25 protein-coding genes are annotated in these 25,672 nt (G+C 61.8%); 15 read left to right on the top strand and 10 right to left on the bottom strand.

Translation table 11 applies throughout. From position 1 onward, the window contains the following. The first annotated feature begins 113 nt into the window (after nucleotides 1-113). The 11 genes from ACFWEM_RS05545 (at nucleotide 114) to ACFWEM_RS05495 (ending at nucleotide 11,984) form a co-directional block, all read left to right on the top strand. A complete protein-coding gene (locus tag ACFWEM_RS05545) occupies nucleotides 114-1,280 on the top strand; it encodes a thiolase family protein (RefSeq protein WP_378531829.1) in 1,167 nt (388 codons plus the stop codon). Nucleotides 1,281-1,315: 35 nt separating this feature from the next. Next, complete coding sequence (locus ACFWEM_RS05540; protein ID WP_378531827.1) at nucleotides 1,316-2,848, top strand: long-chain fatty acid--CoA ligase; 1,533 nt, start codon at nucleotides 1,316-1,318, stop codon at nucleotides 2,846-2,848. A 162-nt stretch (nucleotides 2,849-3,010) separates the two neighbouring features. Next, nucleotides 3,011-3,463 (top strand): MaoC family dehydratase N-terminal domain-containing protein, encoded by a 453-nt coding sequence (locus tag ACFWEM_RS05535; RefSeq protein ID WP_003940513.1) that lies wholly within the window; start codon nucleotides 3,011-3,013, stop codon nucleotides 3,461-3,463. Between the two features lie 37 nt (nucleotides 3,464-3,500). Beyond that, entirely contained in the window at nucleotides 3,501-4,304 is an 804-nt protein-coding gene (locus tag ACFWEM_RS05530; RefSeq protein ID WP_003939967.1) for an SDR family NAD(P)-dependent oxidoreductase, read from the top strand. Between the two features lie 30 nt (nucleotides 4,305-4,334). Next, nucleotides 4,335-5,462, top strand: a complete 1,128-nt coding sequence (locus ACFWEM_RS05525; RefSeq protein ID WP_378531825.1) for a CaiB/BaiF CoA transferase family protein — start codon at nucleotides 4,335-4,337, stop codon at nucleotides 5,460-5,462. 19 nt (nucleotides 5,463-5,481) lie between these two features. Further along, nucleotides 5,482-6,285 (top strand): SDR family NAD(P)-dependent oxidoreductase, encoded by an 804-nt coding sequence (locus ACFWEM_RS05520; RefSeq protein ID WP_378531823.1) that lies wholly within the window; start codon nucleotides 5,482-5,484, stop codon nucleotides 6,283-6,285. Between the two features lie 29 nt (nucleotides 6,286-6,314). Next, nucleotides 6,315-7,502, top strand: a complete 1,188-nt coding sequence (locus tag ACFWEM_RS05515) for a lipid-transfer protein (protein ID WP_378531821.1) — start codon at nucleotides 6,315-6,317, stop codon at nucleotides 7,500-7,502. A 1-nt stretch (nucleotide 7,503) separates the two neighbouring features. Further along, complete coding sequence (locus ACFWEM_RS05510) at nucleotides 7,504-7,884, top strand: MaoC/PaaZ C-terminal domain-containing protein (RefSeq protein WP_378531819.1); 381 nt, start codon at nucleotides 7,504-7,506, stop codon at nucleotides 7,882-7,884. A 24-nt stretch (nucleotides 7,885-7,908) separates the two neighbouring features. After that, a complete protein-coding gene (locus tag ACFWEM_RS05505) occupies nucleotides 7,909-9,066 on the top strand; it encodes an acyl-CoA dehydrogenase family protein (RefSeq protein WP_378531817.1) in 1,158 nt (385 codons plus the stop codon). Nucleotides 9,067-9,115: 49 nt separating this feature from the next. After that, nucleotides 9,116-10,282 carry a thiolase family protein gene (locus ACFWEM_RS05500; protein WP_378531815.1) on the top strand — a complete coding sequence of 389 codons (1,167 nt, stop codon included), beginning with the start codon at nucleotides 9,116-9,118 and terminating at the stop codon, nucleotides 10,280-10,282. Nucleotide 10,283: 1 nt separating this feature from the next. Continuing rightward, on the top strand, nucleotides 10,284-11,984 hold the full coding sequence (locus ACFWEM_RS05495; RefSeq protein WP_378531813.1) for a class I adenylate-forming enzyme family protein: 1,701 nt from the start codon (nucleotides 10,284-10,286) through the stop codon (nucleotides 11,982-11,984). An 84-nt stretch (nucleotides 11,985-12,068) separates the two neighbouring features. On the opposite strand, the gene ACFWEM_RS05490 is transcribed toward ACFWEM_RS05495, so the two are convergent. The 5 genes from ACFWEM_RS05490 to ACFWEM_RS05470 all read right to left on the bottom strand — a co-directional run bounded on the left by ACFWEM_RS05490 (nucleotide 12,069) and on the right by ACFWEM_RS05470 (nucleotide 16,963). Beyond that, nucleotides 12,069-12,716, bottom strand: coding sequence for a GntR family transcriptional regulator (locus ACFWEM_RS05490; RefSeq protein ID WP_378531811.1), 648 nt, complete (start codon nucleotides 12,714-12,716; stop codon nucleotides 12,069-12,071). Between the two features lie 28 nt (nucleotides 12,717-12,744). Next, nucleotides 12,745-13,512: an enoyl-CoA hydratase/isomerase family protein gene (locus tag ACFWEM_RS05485; RefSeq protein ID WP_378531809.1), complete on the bottom strand. Its 768-nt coding sequence runs from the start codon at nucleotides 13,510-13,512 to the stop codon at nucleotides 12,745-12,747. Continuing rightward, nucleotides 13,509-14,579, bottom strand: a complete 1,071-nt coding sequence (locus tag ACFWEM_RS05480; protein ID WP_378531807.1) for an acyl-CoA dehydrogenase family protein — start codon at nucleotides 14,577-14,579, stop codon at nucleotides 13,509-13,511. Before ACFWEM_RS05480 ends, ACFWEM_RS05485 begins: the two co-directional genes overlap by 4 nt. Next, nucleotides 14,576-15,703 carry an acyl-CoA dehydrogenase family protein gene (locus ACFWEM_RS05475; protein ID WP_378446659.1) on the bottom strand — a complete coding sequence of 376 codons (1,128 nt, stop codon included), beginning with the start codon at nucleotides 15,701-15,703 and terminating at the stop codon, nucleotides 14,576-14,578. Before ACFWEM_RS05475 ends, ACFWEM_RS05480 begins: the two co-directional genes overlap by 4 nt. Before the next feature lie 111 nt (nucleotides 15,704-15,814). Then, a complete protein-coding gene (locus tag ACFWEM_RS05470) occupies nucleotides 15,815-16,963 on the bottom strand; it encodes a TetR/AcrR family transcriptional regulator (protein WP_378446660.1) in 1,149 nt (382 codons plus the stop codon). Nucleotides 16,964-17,163: 200 nt separating this feature from the next. Between ACFWEM_RS05470 and ACFWEM_RS05465 the strand changes: the two genes are divergently transcribed. Then, nucleotides 17,164-18,321 (top strand): acyl-CoA dehydrogenase family protein, encoded by a 1,158-nt coding sequence (locus ACFWEM_RS05465; RefSeq protein WP_378531804.1) that lies wholly within the window; start codon nucleotides 17,164-17,166, stop codon nucleotides 18,319-18,321. 66 nt (nucleotides 18,322-18,387) lie between these two features. Here ACFWEM_RS05465 and ACFWEM_RS05460 read toward each other — a convergent pair whose 3' ends face one another. Beyond that, a complete protein-coding gene (locus ACFWEM_RS05460) occupies nucleotides 18,388-19,833 on the bottom strand; it encodes an aldehyde dehydrogenase (RefSeq protein ID WP_378531802.1) in 1,446 nt (481 codons plus the stop codon). Nucleotides 19,834-20,019: 186 nt separating this feature from the next. Between ACFWEM_RS05460 and ACFWEM_RS05455 the strand changes: the two genes are divergently transcribed. After that, on the top strand, nucleotides 20,020-20,973 hold the full coding sequence (locus tag ACFWEM_RS05455; protein WP_378531800.1) for a TauD/TfdA dioxygenase family protein: 954 nt from the start codon (nucleotides 20,020-20,022) through the stop codon (nucleotides 20,971-20,973). A 10-nt stretch (nucleotides 20,974-20,983) separates the two neighbouring features. On the opposite strand, the gene ACFWEM_RS05450 is transcribed toward ACFWEM_RS05455, so the two are convergent. Then, on the bottom strand, nucleotides 20,984-21,538 hold the full coding sequence (locus tag ACFWEM_RS05450) for a TetR/AcrR family transcriptional regulator (protein WP_378531798.1): 555 nt from the start codon (nucleotides 21,536-21,538) through the stop codon (nucleotides 20,984-20,986). A 185-nt stretch (nucleotides 21,539-21,723) separates the two neighbouring features. On the opposite strand from ACFWEM_RS05450, the gene ACFWEM_RS05445 reads away from it, so the two are divergent. After that, the gene (locus tag ACFWEM_RS05445) at nucleotides 21,724-22,965 is read left to right on the top strand and encodes a cytochrome P450 (protein ID WP_378531796.1); all 1,242 of its coding nucleotides are present in this window, start codon (nucleotides 21,724-21,726) and stop codon (nucleotides 22,963-22,965) included. A 58-nt stretch (nucleotides 22,966-23,023) separates the two neighbouring features. After that, nucleotides 23,024-23,281 (top strand): limonene-1,2-epoxide hydrolase family protein, encoded by a 258-nt coding sequence (locus ACFWEM_RS05440; RefSeq protein WP_378532751.1) that lies wholly within the window; start codon nucleotides 23,024-23,026, stop codon nucleotides 23,279-23,281. Between the two features lie 97 nt (nucleotides 23,282-23,378). On the opposite strand, the gene ACFWEM_RS05435 is transcribed toward ACFWEM_RS05440, so the two are convergent. Genes ACFWEM_RS05435 through ACFWEM_RS05425 form a run of 3 tightly spaced genes read right to left on the bottom strand, consistent with a single transcriptional unit; the run spans nucleotide 23,379 to nucleotide 25,667 of the window. Next, nucleotides 23,379-24,452, bottom strand: coding sequence for a hypothetical protein (locus tag ACFWEM_RS05435; RefSeq protein WP_378531794.1), 1,074 nt, complete (start codon nucleotides 24,450-24,452; stop codon nucleotides 23,379-23,381). A 1-nt stretch (nucleotide 24,453) separates the two neighbouring features. Then, the gene (locus ACFWEM_RS05430; protein WP_378531792.1) at nucleotides 24,454-25,065 is read right to left on the bottom strand and encodes a signal peptidase I; all 612 of its coding nucleotides are present in this window, start codon (nucleotides 25,063-25,065) and stop codon (nucleotides 24,454-24,456) included. Beyond that, complete coding sequence (locus ACFWEM_RS05425; RefSeq protein ID WP_378531790.1) at nucleotides 25,062-25,667, bottom strand: SipW-dependent-type signal peptide-containing protein; 606 nt, start codon at nucleotides 25,665-25,667, stop codon at nucleotides 25,062-25,064. Before ACFWEM_RS05425 ends, ACFWEM_RS05430 begins: the two co-directional genes overlap by 4 nt. Nucleotides 25,668-25,672 lie beyond the last annotated feature (5 nt).

Here is a 25,672-nt window from a genome sequence, read left to right as displayed (position 1 = left end):
GGAACACCAAGTATCGAATCTGGCCACTATCGATTCAATAGTTAGCGCATATTCACTTCCTCCCATCGCACACGAAGACGCCGACCTCAAAGTCAGTAACGAAGGAGCACGCCATGAATGACGCTGTCATCGTCGACGCAGTTCGCACACCGATCGGAAAGCGGAACGGAGGGCTGTCCGGGGTCCACCCGGTCGACCTGTCCGCGCATGTCCTTCGCGCCCTGAGCGAACGCAACGATCTCGACCCGAGCACAGTCGACGACGTCTTGTGGGGCTGCGTCAGCCAGGTCGGTGAGCAAGCCGGCGGCGTCGGCCGATACGCCGTGCTCGCCGCGGGCTGGCCAGAATCGGTCACCGGTGTGACCGTGGACCGAGCATGCGGATCCTCGCAGCAGTCCTTGCATTTCGCCGCGGCCGGAATCATCAGTGGCCACTACGACATCGCCGTCGCCGGTGGCGTCGAAAGCATGAGCCGCGTCCCCATCGGCTCCGCACGCAGCGCCACCCAATTCGGCAAGCCGTTCGGCCCGCTGGTCCGCCGGCGATACAACGGAGTGGAGTTCAACCAGGGTGTGGGCGCAGAAATGATCGCCGAGAACTTCGGGCTGACCCGAACCCAACTGGATCAGCATGCACTCGACTCTCACGAGCGAGCCGCCGCGGCCATCGACTCGGGCGCCTTCGAGAATCAGATCAGCCCGGTCAAGACGACGTCCGAGGACGGCACCGTGTCCGTCGTCGACACCGACGAGGGCGTCCGGCGCGGGTCGACTCTCGAGCGATTGGGCGCGCTCCCCACCCCGTTCAAGGACGACGGACGTATCACCGCTGCAAACTCGTCACAGATCTCCGACGGCGCCGCTGCGCTGCTGGTCACCAGTAGCGCGTTGGCGGCACGCAGAGGGTGGAAGCCGATCGCCCGAGTCCACACCGTGGCGTTGGCAGGCGTCGACCCGATTACCATGGCTACCGGCCCCATTCCGGCCACCGCCAAGGCGCTCGAGCGTTCGGGACTGTCACTGTCCGACATCGGGGCATTCGAGATCAATGAGGCATTCGCATCGGTCACTCTGGCTTGGCTGCAATCGACCGGAGCCGACTACACCAAGCTCAATCCCCTCGGCGGAGCGATGGCACTTGGCCATCCCCTCGGCGGTTCCGGCGCACGCTTGACGACGACTCTCGTACACCACATGCGCGACAACGGTATTCGGTACGGATTGCAGGCGATGTGCGAGGCTGGCGGTCAGGCCAATGCCATGATCCTGGAACTGATCTGAATCAGGCCACGCGCCCGGACCCTTGGAGGAAGCACATGCAACTGACTCAATTCGTTCACCGATCATTGCGGCAGGCCCCGGAAACCCCGATGACGGTGTTCGGCGATCGGGTCCGAAGCTGCCGGGAATCGGTCGAGCGAATCACGAAGCTGGCGGGTGGAATGCAGGCGATGGGTGTGCAACCCGGCGATCGCGTCGCGATTCTGGCATTGAATTCGGACTGGTACCACGAGGCGCTGATCGCCTGTTGGTGGTCGGGAGCAGTGGCCAGTCCCGTCAATACTCGTTGGAGCCCAGCGGAAATCACGTACGCGCTCGAGGATTCCGGCTCGACCTTCCTACTGGTAGACGACAACTTCGCTTCCATCGCGATCGCACTTCGCGAATCGTGCCCAAGTCTGGCAACCGTGATCTACTGCGGCGAAGGACAGGTTCCCGAAGGAATGCTCGACTACGAATTGGTGATCTCGGAATCGACTCCCGTTGCCGATCTACGCGTCGGTGGCGAGACCTTGGCGCTTCTTCTCTACACCGGTGGCACGACGGGCGTGCCGAAGGGTGTGATGGTCAGCCATCAATCTCTGATCACTTCGGCTTTGGGCACGCTCGCCGCGGGAAATGTCGCCGTCAGCGGCGGAGTGAACCTCGCGGTCAACCCTCTGTTCCACATCGCGGGGATAGTCGGATGGTTGGCGCAGTCGTTGATGGGCGGGACTCAGGTCTTCCTGTCGAGATTCAGTCCGGGCGTATTTCTCGAAGCAGTCGACCGCCATCGGCCGACGACTGTCGGCCTGGTCCCGACGATGCTTCAGATGTTGATCTCGCACGAGGACAAGACTTCCTACGATCTGACCAGTGTTCGGGTCCTGAGATACGGTGCATCCCCCATTTCTCCGACGCTCCTGGGTCAAGTCATGCACATGTTCCCCAACAGCGCCTTCGCGCAGGGCTACGGGATGACGGAAACCGCCCACATCAGTGTTCTCAGCCCCGCCGACCACCTGGAAGGCGGCGAGTTGCTCCGAAGCGCCGGTCGCATTCTCCCGCACTGCGAAGTCCGGATCGTCGATCCGGCCGGAACGGAACTGCCTCCGGGAGAGATCGGCGAAATCGTCACGTTCGGCAGTCACATCATGCTCGGATACTGGAACAAACCGACCGAGACCGCCGAGGTACTACGCGACGGATGGATGCACACGGGCGATGCGGGATACCTCGACGAGCGTGGTTACCTGTTCATCGTCGATCGCATCAAGGACATGATCGTCACCGGCGGCGAGAACGTCTACTCCACCGAGGTCGAAAACGCCTTGGCTCGACACGAATCCGTGGCAGCGTGCTCTGTCATCGGACTACCCGATTCCCGGTGGGGCGAACGCGTGCATGCCGTAGTAGTTCTTCGAGCGGAATCGACCGTCGACGCCGACGCACTGCGCGCGCATGTGAAGACCCTCATCGCCGGGTACAAAGTTCCTCGCACCTTCCAGTTCGTCGACGCGTTGCCGGTCAACGGTGCCGGCAAGGTACTCAAACGCGATCTGCGTGCATCGGCCGCAGCGCCGGAGTAGCCAATCTCCGAGCCAGGCGCGGAACCGACCATCACTTGCAGGGAGTTTTCAAATTCCTTGACAACTGCACCTATCTCGGTCAAAGTGAATATGCGCTAACCGCGATTCGAAACTCATTCATCAGCTGGCGGACACTTTCGCCCAGATTCCGAGGAGTTTGTCATGACCAGCCTCGACGCCGGAGTCATCGGCACCCGAATTCCCGAACACTCGGTGGAGGTCGAGCGCGGACGGCTCGCCTTCTTCGCGCGCGCCACCGGTCAGGACGACCCGATCTACACCGACCGGAACGCCGCCGAGCAGGCCGGACACCGCGACATTCCCGTCCCGCCGACGTTCTTGTTCTGCCTCGACATGGAGCGGCCGAATCCGTCCACGTTCTACGCAGATCTCGGAATCGACATACGGACGATCCTGCACGGCGAGCAGGAGTTCACCTATCTCCAAACCGCTTATGCAGGCGACACCCTCCATTTCTCCACTGCGGTCACGGATTGCTACGCGAAAAAGGGTGGTGCACTGCAGTTCCTGGTTCGCACCACCGAGGTGACACGTGAGGGAGAAGCGATAGCAACCCTTCGCTCCACCACGGTCATCCGTGATCCCCGAGCTTGAAAACACTCATTCAACCTAGACTGCAAGGACATTGAACATGGGCACTCTCGACGGCAAGGTCGCCATCGTCTCCGGTTCCGGCCGCGGAATCGGCCGCGACATCGCACTCCGCCTTGCTTCCGAAGGCGCATCCGTAGTGGTCAACGACCTCGATCCCGAACCAGCCCACGAAACGGTCGAAGACATCAAGGCCGCCGGCGGACACGCAATCGCTTGCGTCGGATCCGTGACGGACGACGATTTCGCCGAACGATTTGTCGGCACCGCGATCGATGCGTTCGACGGACTCGACATCATCGTCAACAACGCCGGATACACCTGGGACACCGTCATCCAGAAGATGACCGACGAGCAGTGGGACACCATTCTCGACGTCCATTTGAAGGCGCCTTTCCGCATCCTTCGAGCCGCCCAGCCGTACATCAAGGCCAACCCCACCGACTACCACCGCAAGGTCGTCAACATCTCCTCGGTGGCCGGTCTCTACGGAAACCCCGGACAGTCCAACTACGCAGCTGCAAAGGCCGGAATCGTCGGACTGACAAAGACTCTCGCCAAAGAGTGGGGTCGCTACAAGGTCAACGTCAACGCGGTTGCCTACGGGTTCATCCTGACTCGCATGACCGAAGCGGTTGCCGGCGACGATTCGTTTGTCGAGATCGGTGGCCGCAAGATCAAGGCCGGTGTCAGCGCCGCTGTCATGGAACGAGTCAAGACGTCCAACCCTCTCGGACGCCCAGGTACTCCCACAGAAGCTGCCGGCGCTGTGTACGTGCTCTGCACGCAGGACACCGACTACGTCAGCGGACAGTGCCTGACCGTCGATGCCGGCTCGCGCTAGTCTCCCTACCAGCGAAAGATGCCTATTTCCATGACGACTGACGCCAGTCCAAGCGGTCCGCTCGCGGGCCTTCGCATCGTCGAACTCGGCGGTATCGGTCCCGGCCCGTTCTGCGGAATGCTACTTGCCGATCAAGGCGCCGACGTGATCCGGATCGACCGTAGCACCGAGGCCGGAAACCAGTCTGGACATCCTGTGCTGCATCGCAACCGGCGTTCGGTAGCCCTCGATCTCAAGGATCCGCACGACGTCGACACCGTCTTGAAGATCATCGACACCGCCGACGCGGTCATCGAGGGCTTCCGGCCGGGAGTCACCGAGCGTCTGGGGCTCGGCCCGGACACCTGCCTGGCCAGGAACCCGAAGCTCGTGTACGGCCGCATGACCGGGTGGGGCCAGGATGGGCCGCTGGCGTCAGAACCCGGCCACGATCTCAACTACATCGCCCTTACCGGCGCACTCGGAGCCATGGGAGCCCCCGGGGATGTCCCTCCGGTTCCGCTCAATCTGGTCGGAGACATGGGCGGTGGTGGAATGCTGCTCGCACTCGGCATCACGACCGCCATGCTGCGAGCACGAATCGACGGCCGCGGACAAGTGGTCGACGCGGCGATGACCGACGGCACCGCCGTCCAGTTGGCCTTGATCCACGGACTACTCGCGCGTGATCGCTGGGTGGACGAGCGGGCATCCAACATGTTCGACGGGGGCGCTCCCTTCTACCGGAACTATCGTTGCGCCGACGGCGGATTCATGGCTGTGGGTTGCGTTGAGCCACAGTTCTACGCCGCAACCATGAGAGTGCTCGGCCTGACCGAGGATCCACTGTTCGCACAGCAGCACAACAGAGATGTGTGGCCGGCGATGGCTGACCGACTTGCCGAATTGTTCGCGACCCGTACCCGCGACGAATGGGACTCTGCATTCGACATGCAGGGCGCCTGCGTCTCCCCGGTGTTGAATTTCGACGAAGCAGCGGCACACCCGCACAACGCCTTCCGCGCCACGTTCGGCACGTTCGGCGACGGGCACATCCAACCGAATCCAGCTCCGCGTTACTCCGATACACCGCCCGATGACCCGCGTCCCGCACCCGTCATCGGTCAACACACCGACGAAGTGCTCGCCGAAATCGGCGTAGTCACCGCCACACGCTGAAACCGAAAAGGATCGCATCATGGGAACACTCGACGGCAAGGTTGCCATCGTCTCGGGCTCGGGCCGCGGTATCGGCCGCGAAATCGCTCTCAAGCTCGCCTCCGAAGGCGCCTCGGTAGTGGTCAACGACCTCGATCCCGAGCCAGCCTCTCAGACTGAACATGACATCAAGGCCGCAGGCGGACAGGCCGTCTCGTGCATCGGCTCCGTTGCCGAGGACGGATTTGCCGAACGCTTCGTGGACACTGCCGTCGAATCGTTCGGTGGACTCGACATCATCGTCAACAACGCGGGATACACCTGGGACAGTGTGATCCAGAAGATGACCGACGAGCAGTGGGACACCATCCTCGACGTCAATCTGAAGGCACCGTTCCGAATCCTTCGCGCCGCTCAGCCGTTCGTCAAAGCCAATCCCACCGACTACCACCGCAAGGTCGTCAACATCTCGTCCACCTCGGGTGTCTTCGGCAATGCAGGACAATCCAATTACGGCAGCGCAAAAGCCGCCGTCGTCGGTCTCACCAAAACCCTGGCCAAGGAGTGGGGCCGTTACAAGGTCAACGTCAACGCTGTCGCCTTCGGCTTCGTTGTCACCCGAATGACCGAGGTGACTGCCGATTCCGACACCAAGATCACGATCGACGGCCGCGACATCCGTGTCGGAGTCAATCCCGACCGCATGGCAGCCATGGCAACCACTATCCCCTTCGGCCGTGGAGCAACCCCGGTGGAAGCCGCGGGCGCCGTATACCTGCTCTGCACACCGGAATCCGACTACGTCAACAGCCAGTGCCTGGTTGTCGACGGCGGACGAGTCTGACACCGACCCCTCGATCATTCGGAGAAACTATGAGCCGCAGAGCATTTGTAGCCGGGGTCGGCATGATCCCGTTCACCAAACCAGGTAAGAGTGACGACTACGACGTCATGGGCGCAAGAGCGGCCACCGCGGCGTTGAAGGACGCGGGCCTCGAGTACTCGAAGGTTCAGCAGGCCTATGTCGGATATGTGTACGGCGATTCCACGAGTGGCCAGCGAGCGTTGTACAACCTCGGCGAGACCGGCATCCCGGTGATCAATGTCAACAACAACTGCGCCACCGGTTCGACTGCACTCTGGCTGGCCCGTCAGGCAGTCGAGAGTGGCGCAGTGGAATGTGCTCTGGCGCTTGGCTTCGAGCAGATGCAGCCCGGAGCCCTCAAAGGCGCCTGGACTGATCGTCCGCGTCCGCTCGGTCGCTTCGACGAGGTACTCGAGGCTGCCGCCGGGATCGACACATCAGTTCCGCGGGCTGCGCAGTACTTCGGTGTGGCGGGTATCGAATACATGGAGAAGTTCGGCATGAAGGCCGAAACGTTCGCCAAGGTTCAGGTCAAGGCACGCAAGCACTCGGCCGACAACCCGTACGCGGTGTTCCGCACACAACTGACCGAAGAAGAAGTGATGGCTGCGCCGACACTCTTCGGCCCGGTCACCCGATACCAGGCGTGCCCACCAACCTGTGGCGCCGCGGCAGCGATCATCTGCACCGAAGATTTCGCCCGCGCCAACGGACTTCGCACAGACGTCGCGATCAAGGCGCAGTCGATGACGTCCGATCTGCCCAGCACCTTCGACGAAGGAAGCATGATCAAGGCAGTCGGCTACGACGTCACCGCCTCGGCCGCTCGCAACGTCTACGAGGCCTCGGGCGTCGACCCCCGCGATATCAGGGTCGTCGAGCTTCACGACTGCTTCACGGTGAACGAGGTGCTCTGCTACGAGGCCCTCGGGCTCGTCGAAGAGGGCGGCGCCGAGCAGTTCATCCTGAGCGGCGACAACACCTACGGCGGACGAGTGGTGGTCAACCCGTCCGGCGGCCTTCTGTCCAAGGGTCACCCACTCGGTGCCACCGGCCTCGCCCAATGCACGGAGTTGGTTTGGCAGCTTCGTGGCGACGCCGGTCCACGTCAGGTGGACGGTGCAACCCTCGCTCTGCAGCACAACCTCGGCCTCGGCGGTGCCGGAGTCGTCACGCTCTACGAAAAGGTGAGCTGAGATGAATACCGGAGACACCCTGGACCTGACGGTCCCGAAGATCACTCGCACCACACTGGCTCTGTACGCCGGGGCTTCGGGCGACCACAACCCTGTCCACATCGACATGGATGCCTGTGCGGCAGTTGGCATTCCCGACGTCTTCGCCCACGGCATGTTGTCCATGGCATACCTCGGACGACTTCTCACCGATCACTACGAGCAGGAGCGCATCCGTTCCTTCTCCGTCCGGTTCTCCGCGATCACTCCGGTGAACTCGACGCCGCAGTGCACCGGCACGGTCGTCAAGGTCGAAGACGGCCTCGGTCACCTCGATCTCACCATGACGCTGCCCGACGGCACCGTGACTTTGCGCGGTTCCGCAGTCGTCGCGGTCAACTAACCCTCCACGAGAAAGCAGGACGAGATGAAGCGCAACCTCTTCACCCAAGAGCACGAGGATTTCCGTGAAACGATCCGTACGTTCATCGCGAAGGAGGTCACGCCGTTCTACGCAGACTGGGAGCGTGACAACCGTGTGCCACGTGAGTTGTTCAGCAAGCTCGGCGATCTCGGTGTCATGGGTTTCGACATCCCCGAGGAGTACGGCGGAACCGGCACGATCAGCTACAAGTTCCAGGCGGTCATGGACGAGGAAACCTCGCGCGCAGCGGTGAGCTTCGGCCACTACACGGTCAGTACCGGAATCGTCCTGCCGTACCTCTTGCGTCTGGCGAACGAGGAACAGAAGCAGCGTTGGCTCCCGTCGATCGCCACCGGTGAGAAGACGCTGTGCATCGCCATGACCGAACCCGGTACCGGTTCCGATCTGGCCGGCATCCGTACCACCGCCAAGCTCTCCACAGACGGCACGCACTACGTCCTCAACGGAGCGAAGACTTTCATCACAGGCGCGGTCAATTCGGAACTGTGCGTGGTGGTTGCACGCACGTCCGCGCCTGCAGAGGACGACCGTCGCTTCGGGCTGAGCCTGATGGTGGTTCCCACCGACGCACCCGGCTTCGAATACGGTCGCAAACTCGAGAAACTCGGCCTACGCGCCAGTGACACCAGCGAGCTTTCATTCACCGACATCAAGGTTCCGGTTGCCGATCTCCTCGGCGAGCAGGACAAGGGGTTCTCGTACCTGGGGCAGAACCTGCCGCGTGAACGCCTCTCGATCGGTAGTCGTGGCGTGGCATCTGCCCGTGCTGCAATCGAGTTCGCGAAGGCTTACGTCCAGGAACGCCAGGTGTTCGGCAAGCCCGTCGCAGCGTTCCAGAACACCAAGTTCGTTCTCGCCGAGTGCTCTGCCGAGGTCGAGGCCGCGCAGGCGCTCGCCGATCGCGGCATCGAACTCGACGATTCAGGCGAACTCACTGCCGCCGACGCGGCGCGCATCAAGCTGTTCGGTACCGAGGTCGCCGCGCGTGTCATCGACAAGTGCCTGCAATTGCACGGCGGCTACGGCTACATGCTCGAGTACCCGATCGCACGCCTGTACGCGGACACTCGTGTGAGCCGTATCTACGGCGGTACAAGCGAAGTCATGAAGACGATCATCGCCAAGGACATGGGTCTGTAGAGACCAGAGCCAGATCTTCCCAGTCACACGAACGATCGAAGGAGTTCCCATGCGTGACGCAGTCATCGTCGACGCCGTCCGGACCGCAGTCGGTAAACGAAACGGTGCACTTTCCCGAATGCATGCAGTCTCGCTGTCTGCACATGTTCTCGAGGCCTTGGCCGATCGAGTAGATCTCGATCCGGCGCTCGTGGACGACGTGATCTGGGGCTGCGTCGGCACGCTCGGGATGCAGTCCGGTTGCATCGCCCGGTCTTCGGTCCTGGCGGCCGGTTGGCCCGAACATGTGCCCGGAGTTACCGTCGATCGCCAGTGCGGGTCGTCTCAGCAGGCAGTTCACCAGGCGGCCGCCGGCGTGATCTCCGGCCAGTACGACGTCGCAATCGCGGGCGGCGTCGAGATGATGAGCGCTGTCCCGATGGGCTCCGCGCGTGCGGACGCACGTTTCGGTGAGCCGCACGGGCCGCTTGTCTGGGAGCGCTACAACGGTATTCGATTCAACCAGGGCATGGGCGCCCAGATGATTACCGAAAAGTACGGCATCTCGCGAGCTGAACTGGATCAGCATGCGCTGGATTCGCACGAGCGCGCTGCCGCGGCCGTCGACGAAGGTCGCTTCAAGGATCAGATCACTGCTGTGACAGTGACCGATGCCGACGGCCGCAGCACTGTCTTCGAGAAGGACGAGGGTGTGCGCCACGGTGGCACCCTCGAAAAGCTCGGATCGCTCAAACCTGCTTTCTCCGAAGATGGTTCGATCACCGCCGGTAATTCGTCGCAGATCTCCGACGGTTCCGGCGCGCTGCTCGTGACCACCAGCGAGTTCGCGAAGTCCCAAGGTTGGACACCCATCGCGCGTATTCACACCGCGGTGGTCACCGGTACGGATCCGGTCACCATGCTCGAGGGTCCGATTCCGGCTACGGCGAAAGCTCTTGCAAAGTCGGGTCTCTCGATCGGTGACATCGGTGCGTTCGAGATCAACGAGGCTTTTGCCTCGGTGTCGCTCGCGTGGCTCCGTGAGACCGGCGCCGATTACGAACGCATGAACCCAAACGGTGGCGCGATGGCACTGGGTCATCCGATCGGCGGTTCCGGCGCACGTCTGATGACCACTCTGGTACATCACATGCGAGAGAACGGCATCCGCTACGGATTGCAGTCCATGTGCGAAGGCGGCGGAATGGCCAATGCCACGATTCTCGAGCTGATCTGAGATGACGGCTACAGCGATCCAGAGCCCTGACATGAGTTCGAGTTGGCCACTCGGACTACCCCGAAGCTTGGAATATCCCGACTGTGGTGCCGATGCGATCCTGGCCGGAGCGGCCCGCTCGTACCCGGACCGCCTCGCGCTCGTCGACGGCGACACGTCACTGACCTACTCGCAATTGCATGATCGAGCGCTGCGCGTAGCGCAGGGTCTGCGGGAGCGCGGTGTCCAGCCGGGTGACGCCGTGGGACTGCACATGCCGAACTCGATCTGGTTCATCGTCGCGTACTACGGCGCACTGTGCGCCGGAGCAGCAGTGGCTCCGATAAATCCGGCGCAGCCCGTGGCCGAATTGAAGCGCCAACTCGACGACGTCGACGCCAAGGTCGTCTTCACTCATCCATCCTGTGCTGCAACGGCAATCGAGGTCAACGCACTGTCCGCTCCGCCTCGCATCCTGGTACTGGTTCCGGGAGCCGGCGCGCAGTCCGGCCATTGCGAAGGTCTCTCCTCCATCACGGACCTCGCCTCGTCGAAACCACTGGCCGATTACCGGGTGGATCCCGAACTTGTTGCTCACCTGCAATTGACCGGCGGCACAACCGGAAAGTCCAAGGCCGTACGAGTACTGCACCGGAATCTCGTGGCCAACGTGCTCCAATCCGCCTGTTGGCGCTCCGGGCATCGAACCGAGCTCGTCGACGGGGCACTTCTCGTTCGGCCGATCGACGGCGCAGTAACGCGTTACTCCATCGTTCCGGGTGAGGGCGCGTCGATCTCGATCGCGCCGCTGTTCCACGGCCTCGGTCTGGTCAGTCACAACTTCACCACCTTGCTCGGTGGCACGGTGGTACTCGGGACGCGCTTCGATCCGGATCGATTTCTCGCCGAAGTCGACAAATATCAGGTGACGTACATCGGCGGGTCTCCCACCATGTACTACGCGTTGCTACGCGCACGAACCCTGCGTGAGCACGATCTGGGTTCGGTTCGGATTCTCGGATCCGGAGCAGCCCCACTCGACACGACGGCGATCCGTACACTGCGAGAGGTCTTTCCGAACGCACTCGTCACCGAAGGCTACGGGCTCAGCGAAGCAACAATGGGTCTGACGATGGGTTCACCGTGCGAAGAACGCCCCACCCCGTTGGGTAGCGTCGGCCTCCCCTTCCCCGACACCGAGATTCAGATCCGCGACGAAGTCACCGAAGCTGTACTGGCACCGGGTGAGACCGGACAGATCTGGGCCCGAGGTCCGCAGATCGCCGACGGATATCACGACGAACCAGAACTCAGCGCCGGTCAGTTCATCGACGGTTGGCTTCATACCGGGGACATGGGTTGGCGAGACGAGGAGGGCAACCTGTTCATCGGTGGGCGCTCCAAGGACTTGATCATCTACAAGGGGTACAACGTCTATCCGCAGCCGCTCGAAGAGTTGGTGTGCTCGCACCCCAACGTACTGCAGGCGGCTGTGGTCGGTGCCCCCGACCAACTGGCAGGTGAGATTCCGGTGGCCTTCGTCGTGATCAACCCGGAGTCGGTCGATCACGTCGAGCAGATTGCCACCGAGATCATGGATCACGTTGCCACGCAGGTTGCTCCGTACCAGAAGATACGTCAGGTTTACGTACTCGACGAGTTGCCGTCGACCCAGACCGGGAAGATCCGTAAGAACGAGCTTCGTGACAGTCTGGCGCCCTGAGCGTTCGTCCGTCCCACGACTACACCTGCGCGGTATCCGAGAGCTCTACGGATACCGCGCAGCTGTTCGCTGTCTCGTCAGCGTTCAGTGAGGTTGTCCACGGCCGAGCCGTCTCACGACCAGAGCTTCGGTAGCGGATCGGTGTTCGTCGCTGGCGCGGATCAGTTCGGCGGGATCCTGATCCCGGACGGCCTGGAGAATCCTGCCGTGGTCCTCGGAAACCTGCCGACGCGACGACGGTTCGTGGATGTACAGGGCACGGTAGAAGTCCGACATGTACCAGAGCCGATCCACTTCCTGCAGCACGCGCTGCAGGGGCGAGTAGGAGAACAGGCGAAAGTGGAACTGACGGTTGGCTTCCTGAAACTCTGGCCCCTCCTCGCTCGGTTCGGCCTGGTCCACCCGCTCCTGGATTCGTTCCAATTCGGCGACGTCGACGCCACCGAGGTCTATGGACGCCAGGATCTCCGTTTCGAGCAGACGCCGCATCAGGTAGAGCTCGGAAAGGTCTTCACTACTGAATCTGGCGACGGTGTACCCGGTGTTCGACTTGTGTTCGAGGACTCCCTCTGCCTGCAAGGTCGAAAGTGCCTCGCGGACCGGGATTCTGCTGACGTTCAATCGCTCGGCAAGCTCGCTTTGGTGGACTTTCTGTCCAGGCAGCAGCTCACCCGAGACGATCATCTGCCGGATCTGTTGCAGGCAGCGTTGTGCACCGGTTGGTTCCTTCACGGTGGACACGATAGTGGTCGCGTCGACCTCACCTCGCGTTGAACTGCGGTTGCACTCGTGCGAGGTTGGCCTCGATGCCGGCGACGCAATCTTCGGTCCCCCACAGAACAACCTGCTCCGCCAACTCCCGCTCGAGCACAGTGGCGACCTCGTCCCGCAGCCCTGCGCGCAACGTCGCCTTCATGGAGCGGACGGCCAACGGTGCACTCGAAGCAATTTCGTGTGCGTACGCCAGCGCCTCCTGCCGAATGTTCGCATCCTCAACCAGACGGTCCACCAAGCCGAGTTCGTGTGCCTGTGTGCCGGTCAGCCGCCGCGCCGTGTACAGCAGATCGGCGGCAGACTGTGCCGAGACGATTCGGGGCAAGGTGACGCTGAGCCCGAATCCCTGATGGAACCCCAACGCAGCGAAGTTCGCGTGCAACCGTGTCGACGGCCCGGCAACGCGAAAGTCCGCGGCGCAGGCAAGGCCGAGCCCACCGCCCACCGCGGATCCCTGCACTGCCGCAATCACGGGAACCGGAATCTCGAACAACCGCAACGCCTCGGTGTAGATCGCTCGTACCGTGTCGGCACGATCGGGCCCCAGTCCCCCTTCACCGAAGTTCGCGCCGGCGCAGAAGTGTTTGCCTGCCGATGCGAGAACGATCGCTCGAATATCTCCGCCGTTGACGAGATCGGCTGCCGCATCGGCAATTTGCCGCAACAGTGCCTGATCGAAATAGTTGGCGGGTGGGCGTGAGAACTCGATGGTTCCTACGTGTCCGTCGATTTCCACGTGCACGGCGTCGGTCATGATTTCAGCTCCAAGGTCGGTTGCGGGTCGGTGATCAAGCGGGGCAGGGAGGGCGTTGCCGCGACGGCCGTTCCGAGCTGCGTCGCAAGCGCGATTTCGTCGCCGAACTCCGATCGCCAGGCATGCAGTCGACGGGTGAGTTGTTGCAAGCGGTATTCGCGAGTCATCCCGATTGCACCGTGCGCCTGGTGGGCGGCGCGCACGCTCGCGAGCGCATTTTGCGAAACCACCAATTTGGTTGCACACACTTCGAAGTCGGCGTCGCGACTGGTGAGCGCATACGCAGTGCGATCCACTGCAAGCGTGGACATCGATGCCATCTGAGCGAGAGTGACGATGTGCTGCTGGACGGCTTGAAATTGCGCGATGGGCCTGCCGAACTGCACCCGCTCCGACACGTAACGCCGGGTCAACGTCGACACCGCCTCCATGGCTCCCGCCATCTGCACCGAACGCAGGAAAGCGCCGAGTCTACCGAGAATCCGGGGATCGACCGGGTTGTCACCGTCGACGGTCCGCGCTTCGGAGAACGTCAGGCTCTGACGCGGTTGCCCCGCAAAGTCCGTCCCGGAACCGATCTCGGCGTCAGAGATGTTCAGGAGTGCAACTCGATCACCGAGAACTGCCGCCAGCACTGACGCGGCGCTCCCCCACGGCACATCGTGAAAGGTTCCCGATACCAGGCCGTCGCTGGTCCGACGCGCATCGTCGCGCTGCGATCTCGGGGCGACGGTTGCGATTCCGGAGGGCACCGGTAGCCCGGCCGCTGCTGCCAGTCTGCCGGCAAGGTACGTCTCGGCGAGGGGCAACGGCGCAGCGTGCCTCGCGGCAGCGCGCTGCACAGTCACGGCGTCGAGGAGCGAGCCACCGGAACCACCTGCAGATTCGGGAAGACCGACCAGCGGCAACCCCAGTTCCACTGCCGCGTCCCATAAACCGGTGGGCAGACCGTCGATCTCGGCCTGCGCTACCACCTCGGTGCCGGACTTCTCGGCGAAAAATTGCTCGACCATCGCTTCGAGGTCGGCGTCGAATGTGTGAGCGTTGATCTCTGACCCCGAATTCATCGGTTCAACCCTTTCACGATCACGGTGCGGAGAATTTCGTTGGTGCCGCCGCGAATCGACCACGACGGCGCCACCAGCACGGCCCGGGCAAGCAGTGATTCGTACGGATCGTCGGACGCAAGGTCTGGCGCCCGGCCGAGGTGCCGCGCGACGGTCGCAACACAGTCCTGTTCGAAGCGTGTTGCCATCTCCTTGATCAGCGCGGCCTCCGTGACCGGCGAGCGACCGGCGTCGACCATCCGCGCAATGGACAGCGACATCCCGCGAAAAGCCCAGCAGCGTGCGGCAATCGAGCCCAGATCGGCGAGGGCAGCGGGACCGCCCCGCACCGCTTGGTTGGCTGCCCAGTTCTCGAGGACCGGCATCAGTGACATCCAACGGTCGACGCCACCTCGCTCAAGTGCGAGTTCACCGGTGTTTTGTCCCCAGCCCGCTCCGACGTCTCCGAGGCGACGCGAGTCCGACACGAAAACGTCCTGGAACGACACCTCGCAGAAGTCCTCGCTTCCGTCGATGAACGGAATGGGTGAGACGGTCAGGCCCTCGCTGTCGCGATCGACGATCAGCTGAGTGAGTCCGTTGTGTTTGTCTGCCGAGGTTCGAAGCAGGGCGAGTATGTGTGTGGCGTGGAAGGCGCCGGTGGTCCAGATCTTGGTGCCGTTGACTTTCCAGCCACCATCGACACGTTCGGCGCGAGTGCGTACCGATGCCAGGTCCGAACCAGAGTCGGGCTCACTCATCCCGATCGAGAACGAGAACTCACCGCTCGCGATGCCGGGAAGGAAGTACCGCTTCTGTTCTTCCGTGCCGTTGGCGGCGATGCTCGGACCCGACTGTCTGTCTCCGATCCAGTGATAACCGACCGGCGCTCCCCGCGCGAGAAGTTCTTCCACGACGACCAATCGATCCACTGCTGACCGTCCGCCCCCACCGTATTCCTTCGGCAGCGACATGCCGAGCCACCCACGGCTACCGAGATCTCGCGAGAACACCGGATCCACCGCCCCGGACATCCCGAGTCCGAGTGGATAGCTACCGGGGGTGAGCCGCTGGTCCAGGTACTCCCGTACTTCTGCCTGAAGATCGAGTTCCTCGATCGTCAGTTCTGTTGCGTCGAAACGCATGGACGTCTCCGATCAGTTGAATTCATCGACTAGGTTCGAGAAGAACGTATACAAAAATGTATACCATCTTGAATGTGACTGTCCGCCAACAGCACCCGGCTGATTGCGCGGCTAACTGCCCAGCAGGACGGCGGAGCCGATCTCGAACAGGCGCTCAGGCAGGTCGTCACGACGACGTAGTCGACCGATACGCACGGCGTTCTCCACGACCGTCAGAGCGGCGTTGACGGTGATTCGGGCCGTCGCGGGTTCGAGTCCCGGACGAACGTCGTCGAGCATCTTGACCCACAACGCGATGTACTCACGCTGATTCTGTTCACACGTGCGGCGGAACTTGTCCGGCAATTGGTCGAGTTCACTGATCAACAACCCGATCAGGTGACGCTCGTTGATTGCGAAATCAATATGTGCCGCAAGCAATCCGGACAACGCGTCCTCCGGCCCGGTTGCCGCGGCGAGCGCCTGCGCGACACCGATCCGTCGCCTCTCGCCGCCTCTCGAGACCGCCGCGATCAGAAGATCGATCTTGGCATCGAAGTGGTTGTACACATTGGGGCCCGTGGTTCCGGCAGCCTCACCGATATCCTCGGTGTTGACCGCCTGATACCCACGCTCGTCGAACAAACGAATGGCTTCGGTCAACAAGAGTTCACGCCTCGGCATCGCCACCGGAACGTGACCGGTCGGCGTCTCCACCTTCACCTCGGAGTGGCCGAGTTCCGTATGCACCGCCCGCTCCGCCAACTCTGCCAGCAGCAGTTCCATCTGACGCCTCGGCAGGGACACCCGATGCGAGGACACGCTGTTGAAGACGGCAATGAGAGCCCAGGCGAGCAGATAGCTGTCTTCCTCGTCGAGCTCGGGACGTTCCGTTCGGATCAGCGCAGCATCGCGTGCGGCAGCGCTCTTGAGCGTCGCGCGCATTTCCTCCCGTTGCTCGTCAGGTAGGTAGCGAGCTTCGCGTTGCCACAGGAGCGAGAGCCCTCGACGACGAGATACCGACGCCGCAAGCTCGGCGATCAGCGATTTCAGATCCTCGGACCCGGCGACTCGATCGTAGAGCGATTCGATGCCTGCGTTGACCGCGGCGTAAAGCAGATCCGGCTTGTTCTTGAAGTGCCGATAGAGGGCCGGCGCCGTGATTCCGACTGCCGCAGCCACCTGCGCAACGGACACGTTGTGATACCCGTGCTCACGAAAAAGCTCGCCTGCAGCAGCAAGAATCTGCTGCTTACGGTCGTGGGGCCGACGTACGACCATCGTGACTCTCTCCTTCGCGACAACCAAAATTCGAACAACCTCGGCTGCATCGTCAAACACACATCTATGAGTTATTATTCACTTATTGCTGGAAAACAACAGCTCATTCCGCAATTTTCTCTCAACATCTGGTTAGAGAATCTTACCTCGCCGCAGAACCGGACACCTGACTTCAGGGTACCGACCCCAAGGAGAATCGCGTGCAACGAACCGTCTACAACAGCGATCACGATACGTTCCGTCACATGATTCGGACGTTCATCGCCCGTGAGGTCGTCCCACACTTTCCAGAATGGGAGGAAGCCGGCATGGTTCCTCGATCACTGTATCGACAGTTGGGTGACCTCGGAATATTCGGAATCGAACTGCCCGAGGAGTATGGCGGCGGCGGCGAGACGAGCTTCAAGTATCAGGCCGTGATCCGCGAGGAGACCGCACGGGCAGGGGTCACGTTCGGCGCCGACGTCGTCCATACGTGCCTGGTCCTGCCCTATCTGGTGGAGTACGGCAACGACGAACAGAAAGCGCGATGGCTTCCCGGTTTCCTCTCCGGCGAACTGATGACCGCCATCGCGATGACCGAGCCTGGCGCCGGCTCCGACCTTGCCGGGATCAAAACAACGGCCCGCCTGTCCGCCGACGGCAGCCACTACGTCCTCAACGGATCCAAGACGTTCATCACCGGCGGAGTACAAGCCGACTTGATTCTCGTGGTCGCCCGCACCAGTCCGCCGAGCGAAGTGAATCGCCGCGCCGGTCTGTCGATTCTCTGCGTCGACACCACGTCGGAAGGCTTCAGCGTCGGTCGCAAGCTCGAGAAGTTGGGGTTGCGAGCGCAGGACACCGCAGAACTCTCGTTCACCGACGTCCGCGTGCCGATCAAGAACCTCCTCGGTGAGGAGGGTGCCGCTTTCGGCTACCTCACCCGAAATCTCGTCCGGGAACGGCTCGGCGCCGCCGTGGGGTCTTACGCGAATGCCAGCGCAGCAATCGAGTTCACGACCGAATACGTCAAGGAGCGCGAGGTCTTCGGTGCCCCCGTGGCTCAGTTCCAGAACACGAAATTCGTATTGGCCGAATGCTCGGCAGAAGTCGCGGCCGCGCAAGCTGCGGTCGACCGCGCACTCGATCTCGACGAGATCCGTGAGTTGACCGTCGCGGACGCCGCGAGGATCAAGCTCTTCTGCACCGAGATGGCCGGCCGCGTCATCGACAAATGTCTGCAACTACACGGTGGATACGGCTACATGCGTGAGTACCCGATCTCTCGCCTGTATGCGGACACACGGGTCAACCGAATCTATGCGGGCTCGAGTGAAGTGATGAAGACGATCATCGCCAAGGACATCGGCATTTGACACGAGCTGATTCGGCCCCACCTCGAATATCGAAGTGGGGCTGAACCTTTTCTGACTTTCGCCGGGTCAGGCGGGAAGGAAGATGCTCTTGGCTTCGAGGTACGCCGCCAGACCTTCAGGGCCGAATTCGCGTCCCACACCGGAATTCTTGTAACCGCCGAAGGGACCAACGACATCGAATCGTTGGCAGTTCACCGAGAAGGTTCCCGTCCGGATCTGCCGTGCCACCTCGACGCCGTGTGCAGTGTCCGCGGTCCAGACCGCTCCCGAGAGTCCGAGGTCGGAATCGTTGGCAATCGCGATCGCGTGAGCTTCGTCCTCGAACGGAATCAGGCAGACGACCGGCCCGAAGATTTCCTCGCGAGCAATCCGCATGGAGTTGTCGACGTGACCGAAGACCGTGGGTTCGACGTACCAACCCGTCGAAAGCCCCTCCGGAACAGACCCTCCCGTCAATATCTTCGCGCCTTCGGCCTCACCGATTCCGACGTAGTCGAGCACTCGTCGCTGCTGGGCCGCACTGGTCATCGGACCGATCACAGTCGCCGGATCGGTCGGATCGCCAACTTTCATCACCGCGACCGCAGCCGCAAACTTCTCCGCAATCTCGTCATACCTACTGACCGGCAACAGAATACGCGTCAACGCGACGCAGGCTTGACCGCTGTTGGCAAAGGATCCCGCCAGGATGTTGGGCAGCGCCTGATCGATATCTGCGTCTTCGAGAACTATCGCAGCCGACTTGCCACCGAGTTCGAGGGTCACTCGTGTGAGATTCGCGGCTGCAGCAGCCATGATCGCCTTACCTGCTACCACCGACCCGGTGAAGGCCACCTTGTCGATTCCGGGGTGGGACACCAGATGTGCGCTCACGTCCCGGTCGGCAGGCAAGACGCTGAGCACTCCCTTCGGAAGTCCTGCCTGTGAACAGATTTCGGCCAGCAAGTTCGAATCGAGCGGCGTCTCCGGAGCCGGTTTCAAGATCACCGCACATCCGCTCAGAAGTGCCGGCGCAAGTTTCGCAGCGATCACCAACTGCGGCACGTTCCACGGAACGATTGCTGCGACGACACCCACCGGTTCGTGACGGATCAACATCGGGCCACCGACGCCCGCACGCGACTCTTCGAACGGAAACTGCGCCGCAACGGCGCACGCCGTGCCGTATGCCGCAACGGCTCCCAACACCTGCGTGCGCATCGCCGAACCAGTCGGAGCACCGTTCTGCCGCGAGATCAGCGCTGCGAATTCCTCACTCCTGGCGAGGATCGCGTCCTTGATGCGGGTGACCACCGCAATGCGGTCAGCGAGGGGCGTCTGCGCCCACACTCCGGAATCGAATGCCGCCCTCGCGATCTGCACTGCGCGGTCGACATCTGCCGTCGACGCGGCTGGGACCGAACCGATCACGCTCTCCGTATGCGGCGATATCACCTCGATGACGCCGCTACCGGATGGTGTCACCCATTCGCCGCCGATGAATAGTTCCGTGTACTCGACTCGTGCCTTCATGCTCGCCTACTCCTCAGGTTTAGTGTTCAGCCGATCAGTACCCTGATCACGAGAATCTTCCGTAGACCATCTGATTCAGATCATAAAGTTAATTTGTAATAACGCAACCAAGCGTATTGCTAACCCTTGACACAGTTAAGGATTGAGCCTTACCGTAGCGGAAGACCCCCACCCGAACGAGTAAGGATGACGGACATGACGGCATTCGTGAGCGGACAGATCTACCCGGTAGCAACCGATCCACTCGCTGCTTACGGGCCACTCGTGGCCTCACGCACGGCCGAGGGATTCGACGTGTTGCCGTACACGCGTTTCACACTCACTCCGACGACGCCTACCATCGGTGCGGAAATCTCGGGAATCAGCCTGAGCGGCAAACTCTCGGACGAGACGATGTCGGAACTTCGCCGGGCACTACTCGAATGGAAAGTACTCTTCTTCCGCGATCAAACCATCGACCGCAGCGAACACCGAGATTTCGCGAGCCGATGGGGCTCACTGGAGCAGCACCCGTTTTTCAAGTACACCCAACCGGGCCAGAGCGAAGCCGACATCGTCACTCTCGCCAAAGATGCGATGACCGGCGGTGTGGAGAACAACTGGCACAACGACGTCAGCTGGCACGAATTCCCCTCGTTCGCAGCGGTCTTGCGTGCAGTCGAGGTTCCGTCAGTCGGCGGCGATACCTTGTGGGCCGATACCGGAGCGGCATACGAACTACTCCCGGAGGGCATCAAAGAACGTATCGATAACCTTGTTGCCGAGCATGATTGGATCAATTCGTTCGGCAAGCACATGGATCCGTCAACAGTGGCGAAGTTACGCCCACAGTTCCCTGCCGTTCGACATCCGGTGGTGCGGGTGATCCCCGAGACCGGGCGGAAGGTACTCTTCGTCAATCTCAGCTTCACTCAGAGGATCGTCGGGGTGCCCGAAGCTGAGTCCAACGAGCTACTCACCCTGCTCTACCGACACGTGCATCGCCCCGAATTCCAAGTACGACTCAAATGGCGGACGGATACGATTGCGTTCTGGGACAACCGAACTTGTCAGCACTATGCGGCCAGCGACTACTTTCCCGCTCGCAGAGTGATGGATCGAATCTCGATCGTCGGCGACAGGCCCGTGGGCACTCGCTGACGCGGGAGCCTCAGGAGCTGACGAACGACTCGACCATCCGTCGTTCGGCGGCCCTGTCTGCGAGAGGCCACGCCAACAGCATCAACACGATCCGAACCACCCACTGCGACTCTTGACCTTCAGGATCCAATCCTGCAAGTTCCAGTGCAGTACGCGGCAGCAACGGCGAGGACACGAGATACTCGTCGATTCCGTTGGCCCGCGCCGCCGCAAGGCCGTGGCTCATGGCAGCGTCGGATCTGATCGCGTCGACGGCGACGAGGATCGACTCCACGATGCGCTCGTCGCCGTGCAGTGATTCGACGGCAGTCGCGACCTGGCTCGCCACGGATGCCGCGCCTCGTGACAACAACCCCTCGCGGATCGCGGACTTGCCACCTACGTAGCGGTAGAGCGTTGCCCGCGAACAGCCTGCGCGGGCAGCGACGTCGTCGGCATTGAACCGATCGAATCCCTGTTCTCGAATCAGCTCCGCCGCAGCCGCGAAGATGCGCTCGGTTGCGAGTTCACTGCGGTTACCGCCGGCCAACCAGTCGGCGGCGCGACGCTCGCTCGCACCGGTCACTCTCCGTCACCTCGTCTCACATTGAGACAGATTTAATCAGAAATCTCTATGCCGAGGAAGGCGGTGGGCCTCTGACCTGGGAGAAGTACGAGGGGGTTGAAGTGCGTGAGATTTTCACAAAATACCAGTTCAGAGACCTTTTCCACCTGTTGACTTCTCCTTCCTGGCCGTGAAATCTTCCCTTCGTGACACCATCGACGCTCGACATCAACCCTTTCCTGCCGTCGAACATCGACGACCCGTACCCGCTATACGACGTACTCCGGCGCGAGCACCCCGTGTACCGCATTCCTGATACCGACTTCTATCTGGTGTCCACGTGGGAATTGGTCACCGAAGCCGTTTCCCGTACCGACGACTTCTCCAACAACCTCACCGGCGTACTGGTTCGTACACCGGACGGTTCGGCGGTGACCTTCGACATGAACGGCGGCGGGCAAGCTGTTCACGTTCTCGCGACTGCCGACGAGCCCGACCATCAGCACCAGCGCAAACTTGTCTTGCCGACACTGGTCGCCAAACGTATACGAGCACTCGAGCCGGCGATGACCGAGTACACGCAGCAGTTGTGGGACAACGGCTTCGACGGTCGACGGATCGAATGGGTCACGTCGGTAGCGGACACGCTGCCGCTGCAGATGGTTGCCACGCTGATCGGCCTGCCGGCACACGACGTCCCCCAATTGCTGGCGTGGTCGTACGACAGCACCGAACTTCTCAGCGGCATCGTGACGTCGGAGCGTTTGACAGACGTCGTCACCTCGGCGGCCGAACTCACCGGGTACCTCTACAGCAAGTTTCGTGAGGCACGGGCTCACCCGGTGGATGATCTACTCAGAGATCTCGTCCGTTGCTGTGACGCAGGCGAACTCAGCGAAGACGTGGCCGTGCTGATGTTGGTGCAACTCGTCGGTGCGGGTGGCGAATCCACCGCCGGACTGATCGCCAACTCTGCACGGTTGCTCGCCGAGCGCCCTGAGATTCAGACGCAGCTGCGCGAGGACCCTCTACTCGTGGGCGCGTTCCTGGAAGAAACACTCAGGCTCGAGTCACCCTTTCGCGGACATCACCGACATGTCAACGCAGACACAACACTCGGCGGCGTGCCGCTACCTGCCGGCAGTCATCTCATACTGCTGTGGGGCTCGGCGAACCGCGACCCTGAGTCGATCACCGAACCACAGGTCATGAATCTCGACAGGGTCAATCCCCGAGCGCATTTCGCCTTCGGCAAAGGAGCGCATTTCTGTGTCGGGGCGGCGTTGGCTCGTCTGGAAGCAAAGACCGCGATCGCAGTCCTTCTCGAAAACAGTTCGCACGTCACAATCGATTCCGAATCCCCACCACGTTGGGTCCCGAGCATGTTCGTGCGCCGCCATCAAAGTTTGCACCTGAACGTCTCACCCTGTCGAGAGGTCACACCATGAGCCCCGAAGAACTGGTCACTGCCTCTGCGCCGAGTGGAAGCTCGGTAGTGCCGAGACAATCGCGTCGTACTTCAGTGAAGATGCTGTCTACCATAATATTCCGATGGCGTCGATCGTCGGACGCACCGAAATCCTGAATTTCCTCGAAGGCTTCATCTCCGCCTTCGGTGGGATCGAATTCACGATTCATCACCAGTCCGCCAGCGGTGCGACTGTACTCAACGAACGGACCGACCGATTCGACCTCGGCGACAAACACGTGGTCCTGCCGGTCATGGGAATCTTCGAGATCGCGGACTCGAAAATTGTGGCATGACGTGACTATTTCGATCTTGCACCGATCAACAAACTGTTGGCCGTGCCCCCGGGTCCGGAGACTCGGGGGCACAGTCGAGAGGTCGAGCAATGAGCCGCTACCCGAAGTCAGGCATGTTCTGCCCACTGTCCTTGTAGAACTTCCACGCGCCGTCCTGCGGCGATTTCATGATGCGGTAGACCTCGGTTGCCCCGACAATCCACAGCTCGTCGTTGTACCAGTGCAGGTTTGAGCCCGATTCGACACGGCCGCTTGCAAGTTCGTTACCGTCAGCGTCGACGACCGCGACCTTGTTCCCGCCCGCGGTCCAGCCTCCGGTGAGACCACCATTCTCGACTGTGTCAGTAAGCACCGGCTTCGGAGCTGCCGTCGGAGAAGTCTCCGGCGATGTGGTTCCCGGCGTGGTCGGTGCCGGGGTTGTCGTGTCCGGTGTCGTCGTGGTAGTCGGGGCCTCGGTGGTGCTGGTCGACTCGGTAGACGTTGTCGGAGACGCGGTCTCGCTCGTCGTCGGAGCTTGTGAGGTGGTCGATTCCGACTCGACAACATCCGGCTCGGTCGCAACCATCGCTTCGGCCTGCATCCTGCTCAGAGGGTTCGCCCCGTTCGGTGCCGGAGTGCTCGGATCCCAGGTGGAGACGTTCTCCCACGCTTGGTTGCCAACGCCTGTCCCGGCTCCGCCTTCGCATTGGGTTTTGCTGTTGACCCAGTTCTTGAACGACATCCCCTGCCCGTTGGGTGCAACAGCAAATCCAGACGACTTAGCTGGCCCGTTGAGGGTGTAGACGCGGACATACAACCCGGTGCGCCCGTCATCGGCCAATCGCCAAGTGCGGGCATCAGTACTAGAGAAGGTTTTCGAGGTTTTGACCGTGTTATTCGACCTGTTCATCACCTCGACGTAGTAACCCGTCGCTCCCGGCACTGCAGCCCATGCAATATCTCCCCGAGGATCCCAGTCCCAAGTTCCCCAGTAGGTAGTGCAGGTCACCGACGAGGTCAAAGGCGTCGGATAGAAGTTGCCCGTCGCCACCTGTGCGCCAGTCGAATTGACCACGTCAGTTGGATTGGCCAACGTCCCAGTGGCCTGAGCCAGACCGAAAGCCATTGCAGCAACGCCGCCGACGGCGATCAACGACCGCAGCGACTTCATGCGGGTGCTAGCCCGTCGCATTTCAATCATTATGAGCCTCCTGAAGCTCCCCGCAGGTTTCGTCAGCATCGACGCGGGCGTCATTTGTAGTGGCGGCGCGGGCATTCTCCAGACGCCGGTCTTTAGTTCGTCCAAATGCGATGACCAGCACCGCGCCTACCAATCCGCCGCCGAGGAAAGTTGCGAGCGGGCTGGAAAGCCAAGCAACGACGTAACCGAGCCCACCGACGCTGATGAACACGCGGTCTGCCTCGGTGATGGTGTAGGGCAGTCGATCAGCCACATTGTTGGCATCGCCCTTGAGCGTGGCGAGCACGGTGTCCGCGCCGGCCGGTTCGAGTTCGACCACGCGGTGGGTGATGCGCACGCCTTGGTCGTTGTCGACGCTGATCACGTCGCCGACAGCGAGTTCAGTTGCAGGCACGGTCTTCGCCAGCGCCAGCGCACCGGTGGAGATCGCCGGTTCCATCGAACCCGAGCGAAACACCAACGGCTTGATCCCGAATATCAGGGACGCGAGAGTAGCGATGATGCAGATGAGCCCGGCGACCGCAGCCACATTCAAGGCAAATTCCTTGCCACGATTGCGTCCCACGGTCACCTCCTCATCGGTGCTGTCCATCTCGATGATCACTGCCCCGTTGCGGTGAAGTTGAAGCCGAGGTCAGCGATCTTGAATTGCTCGGTCTGACCCGCGGTGGCATCGACGGTGACCTTCACACACACCTGCTCCGACACACCAGCTGCGAGTGACCTGCCCGAGACGAGCGTCGGGTTGCCGGAGAAGGCCTGCTGCGTGCCGATGATCGGTCCCGAACAGGTGCTGCCGTCATTGGCGCCAGTCTGATGGAGGGACACCTTGAGCTTGCCGATCAGCGCGGATGATCCCGTGGCAGCGGCGGATACGGCCCACTGAAAGTCGGCCGTTCCGGTGTTCTGTACCGTCAACGCCCCGGCCTCACTCTGGCCTGGCAACATGCTGTTGCGCTTGAGTTCGGTGAACTGGTGGGCAGGCCGCTGATTGTCGATTTTCAGCTGGACCGACGAAGTGCTGAACATTCCTGTGGTCGCGGTAGCGCTGTCGGACCAGGCCGCCATTGTGCCGACCGCTCCGAGGCCCAGGACCATACCCAGTGAGAGCACGGCCCGGGTTCGTATCCAACCGGTCTCGCCCAGACGGCTTCGCATCCGCGCCCCGAGACGCGCCTCGCCGCCCGATTTCTGTTCTGTAGACATTCTGC

Origin of the sequence: Rhodococcus sp. NPDC060176 (genome assembly GCF_042728675.1) — a bacterium.
GTDB lineage: Bacteria > Actinomycetota > Actinomycetes > Mycobacteriales > Mycobacteriaceae > Rhodococcus_F.
Note: the sequence above shows the minus strand (reverse complement) of the source record. Positions and strands in the feature narration are given on the sequence as shown.

Coding starts and splice junctions, on each gene's coding strand:
- ACFWEM_RS05545 (WP_378531829.1), top strand. CDS start 114: ATGAATGACGCTGTCATCGTCGACGCAGTTCGCACACCGATCGGAAAG.
- ACFWEM_RS05540 (WP_378531827.1), top strand. CDS start 1,316: ATGCAACTGACTCAATTCGTTCACCGATCATTGCGGCAGGCCCCGGAA.
- ACFWEM_RS05535 (WP_003940513.1), top strand. CDS start 3,011: ATGACCAGCCTCGACGCCGGAGTCATCGGCACCCGAATTCCCGAACAC.
- ACFWEM_RS05530 (WP_003939967.1), top strand. CDS start 3,501: ATGGGCACTCTCGACGGCAAGGTCGCCATCGTCTCCGGTTCCGGCCGC.
- ACFWEM_RS05525 (WP_378531825.1), top strand. CDS start 4,335: ATGACGACTGACGCCAGTCCAAGCGGTCCGCTCGCGGGCCTTCGCATC.
- ACFWEM_RS05520 (WP_378531823.1), top strand. CDS start 5,482: ATGGGAACACTCGACGGCAAGGTTGCCATCGTCTCGGGCTCGGGCCGC.
- ACFWEM_RS05515 (WP_378531821.1), top strand. CDS start 6,315: ATGAGCCGCAGAGCATTTGTAGCCGGGGTCGGCATGATCCCGTTCACC.
- ACFWEM_RS05510 (WP_378531819.1), top strand. CDS start 7,504: ATGAATACCGGAGACACCCTGGACCTGACGGTCCCGAAGATCACTCGC.
- ACFWEM_RS05505 (WP_378531817.1), top strand. CDS start 7,909: ATGAAGCGCAACCTCTTCACCCAAGAGCACGAGGATTTCCGTGAAACG.
- ACFWEM_RS05500 (WP_378531815.1), top strand. CDS start 9,116: ATGCGTGACGCAGTCATCGTCGACGCCGTCCGGACCGCAGTCGGTAAA.
- ACFWEM_RS05495 (WP_378531813.1), top strand. CDS start 10,284: ATGACGGCTACAGCGATCCAGAGCCCTGACATGAGTTCGAGTTGGCCA.
- ACFWEM_RS05485 (WP_378531809.1), bottom strand. CDS start 13,512: ATGACCGACGCCGTGCACGTGGAAATCGACGGACACGTAGGAACCATC.
- ACFWEM_RS05480 (WP_378531807.1), bottom strand. CDS start 14,579: ATGAATTCGGGGTCAGAGATCAACGCTCACACATTCGACGCCGACCTC.
- ACFWEM_RS05475 (WP_378446659.1), bottom strand. CDS start 15,703: ATGCGTTTCGACGCAACAGAACTGACGATCGAGGAACTCGATCTTCAG.
- ACFWEM_RS05470 (WP_378446660.1), bottom strand. CDS start 16,963: ATGGTCGTACGTCGGCCCCACGACCGTAAGCAGCAGATTCTTGCTGCT.
- ACFWEM_RS05460 (WP_378531802.1), bottom strand. CDS start 19,833: ATGAAGGCACGAGTCGAGTACACGGAACTATTCATCGGCGGCGAATGG.
- ACFWEM_RS05455 (WP_378531800.1), top strand. CDS start 20,020: ATGACGGACATGACGGCATTCGTGAGCGGACAGATCTACCCGGTAGCA.
- ACFWEM_RS05435 (WP_378531794.1), bottom strand. CDS start 24,452: ATGCGACGGGCTAGCACCCGCATGAAGTCGCTGCGGTCGTTGATCGCC.
- ACFWEM_RS05425 (WP_378531790.1), bottom strand. CDS start 25,667: ATGTCTACAGAACAGAAATCGGGCGGCGAGGCGCGTCTCGGGGCGCGG.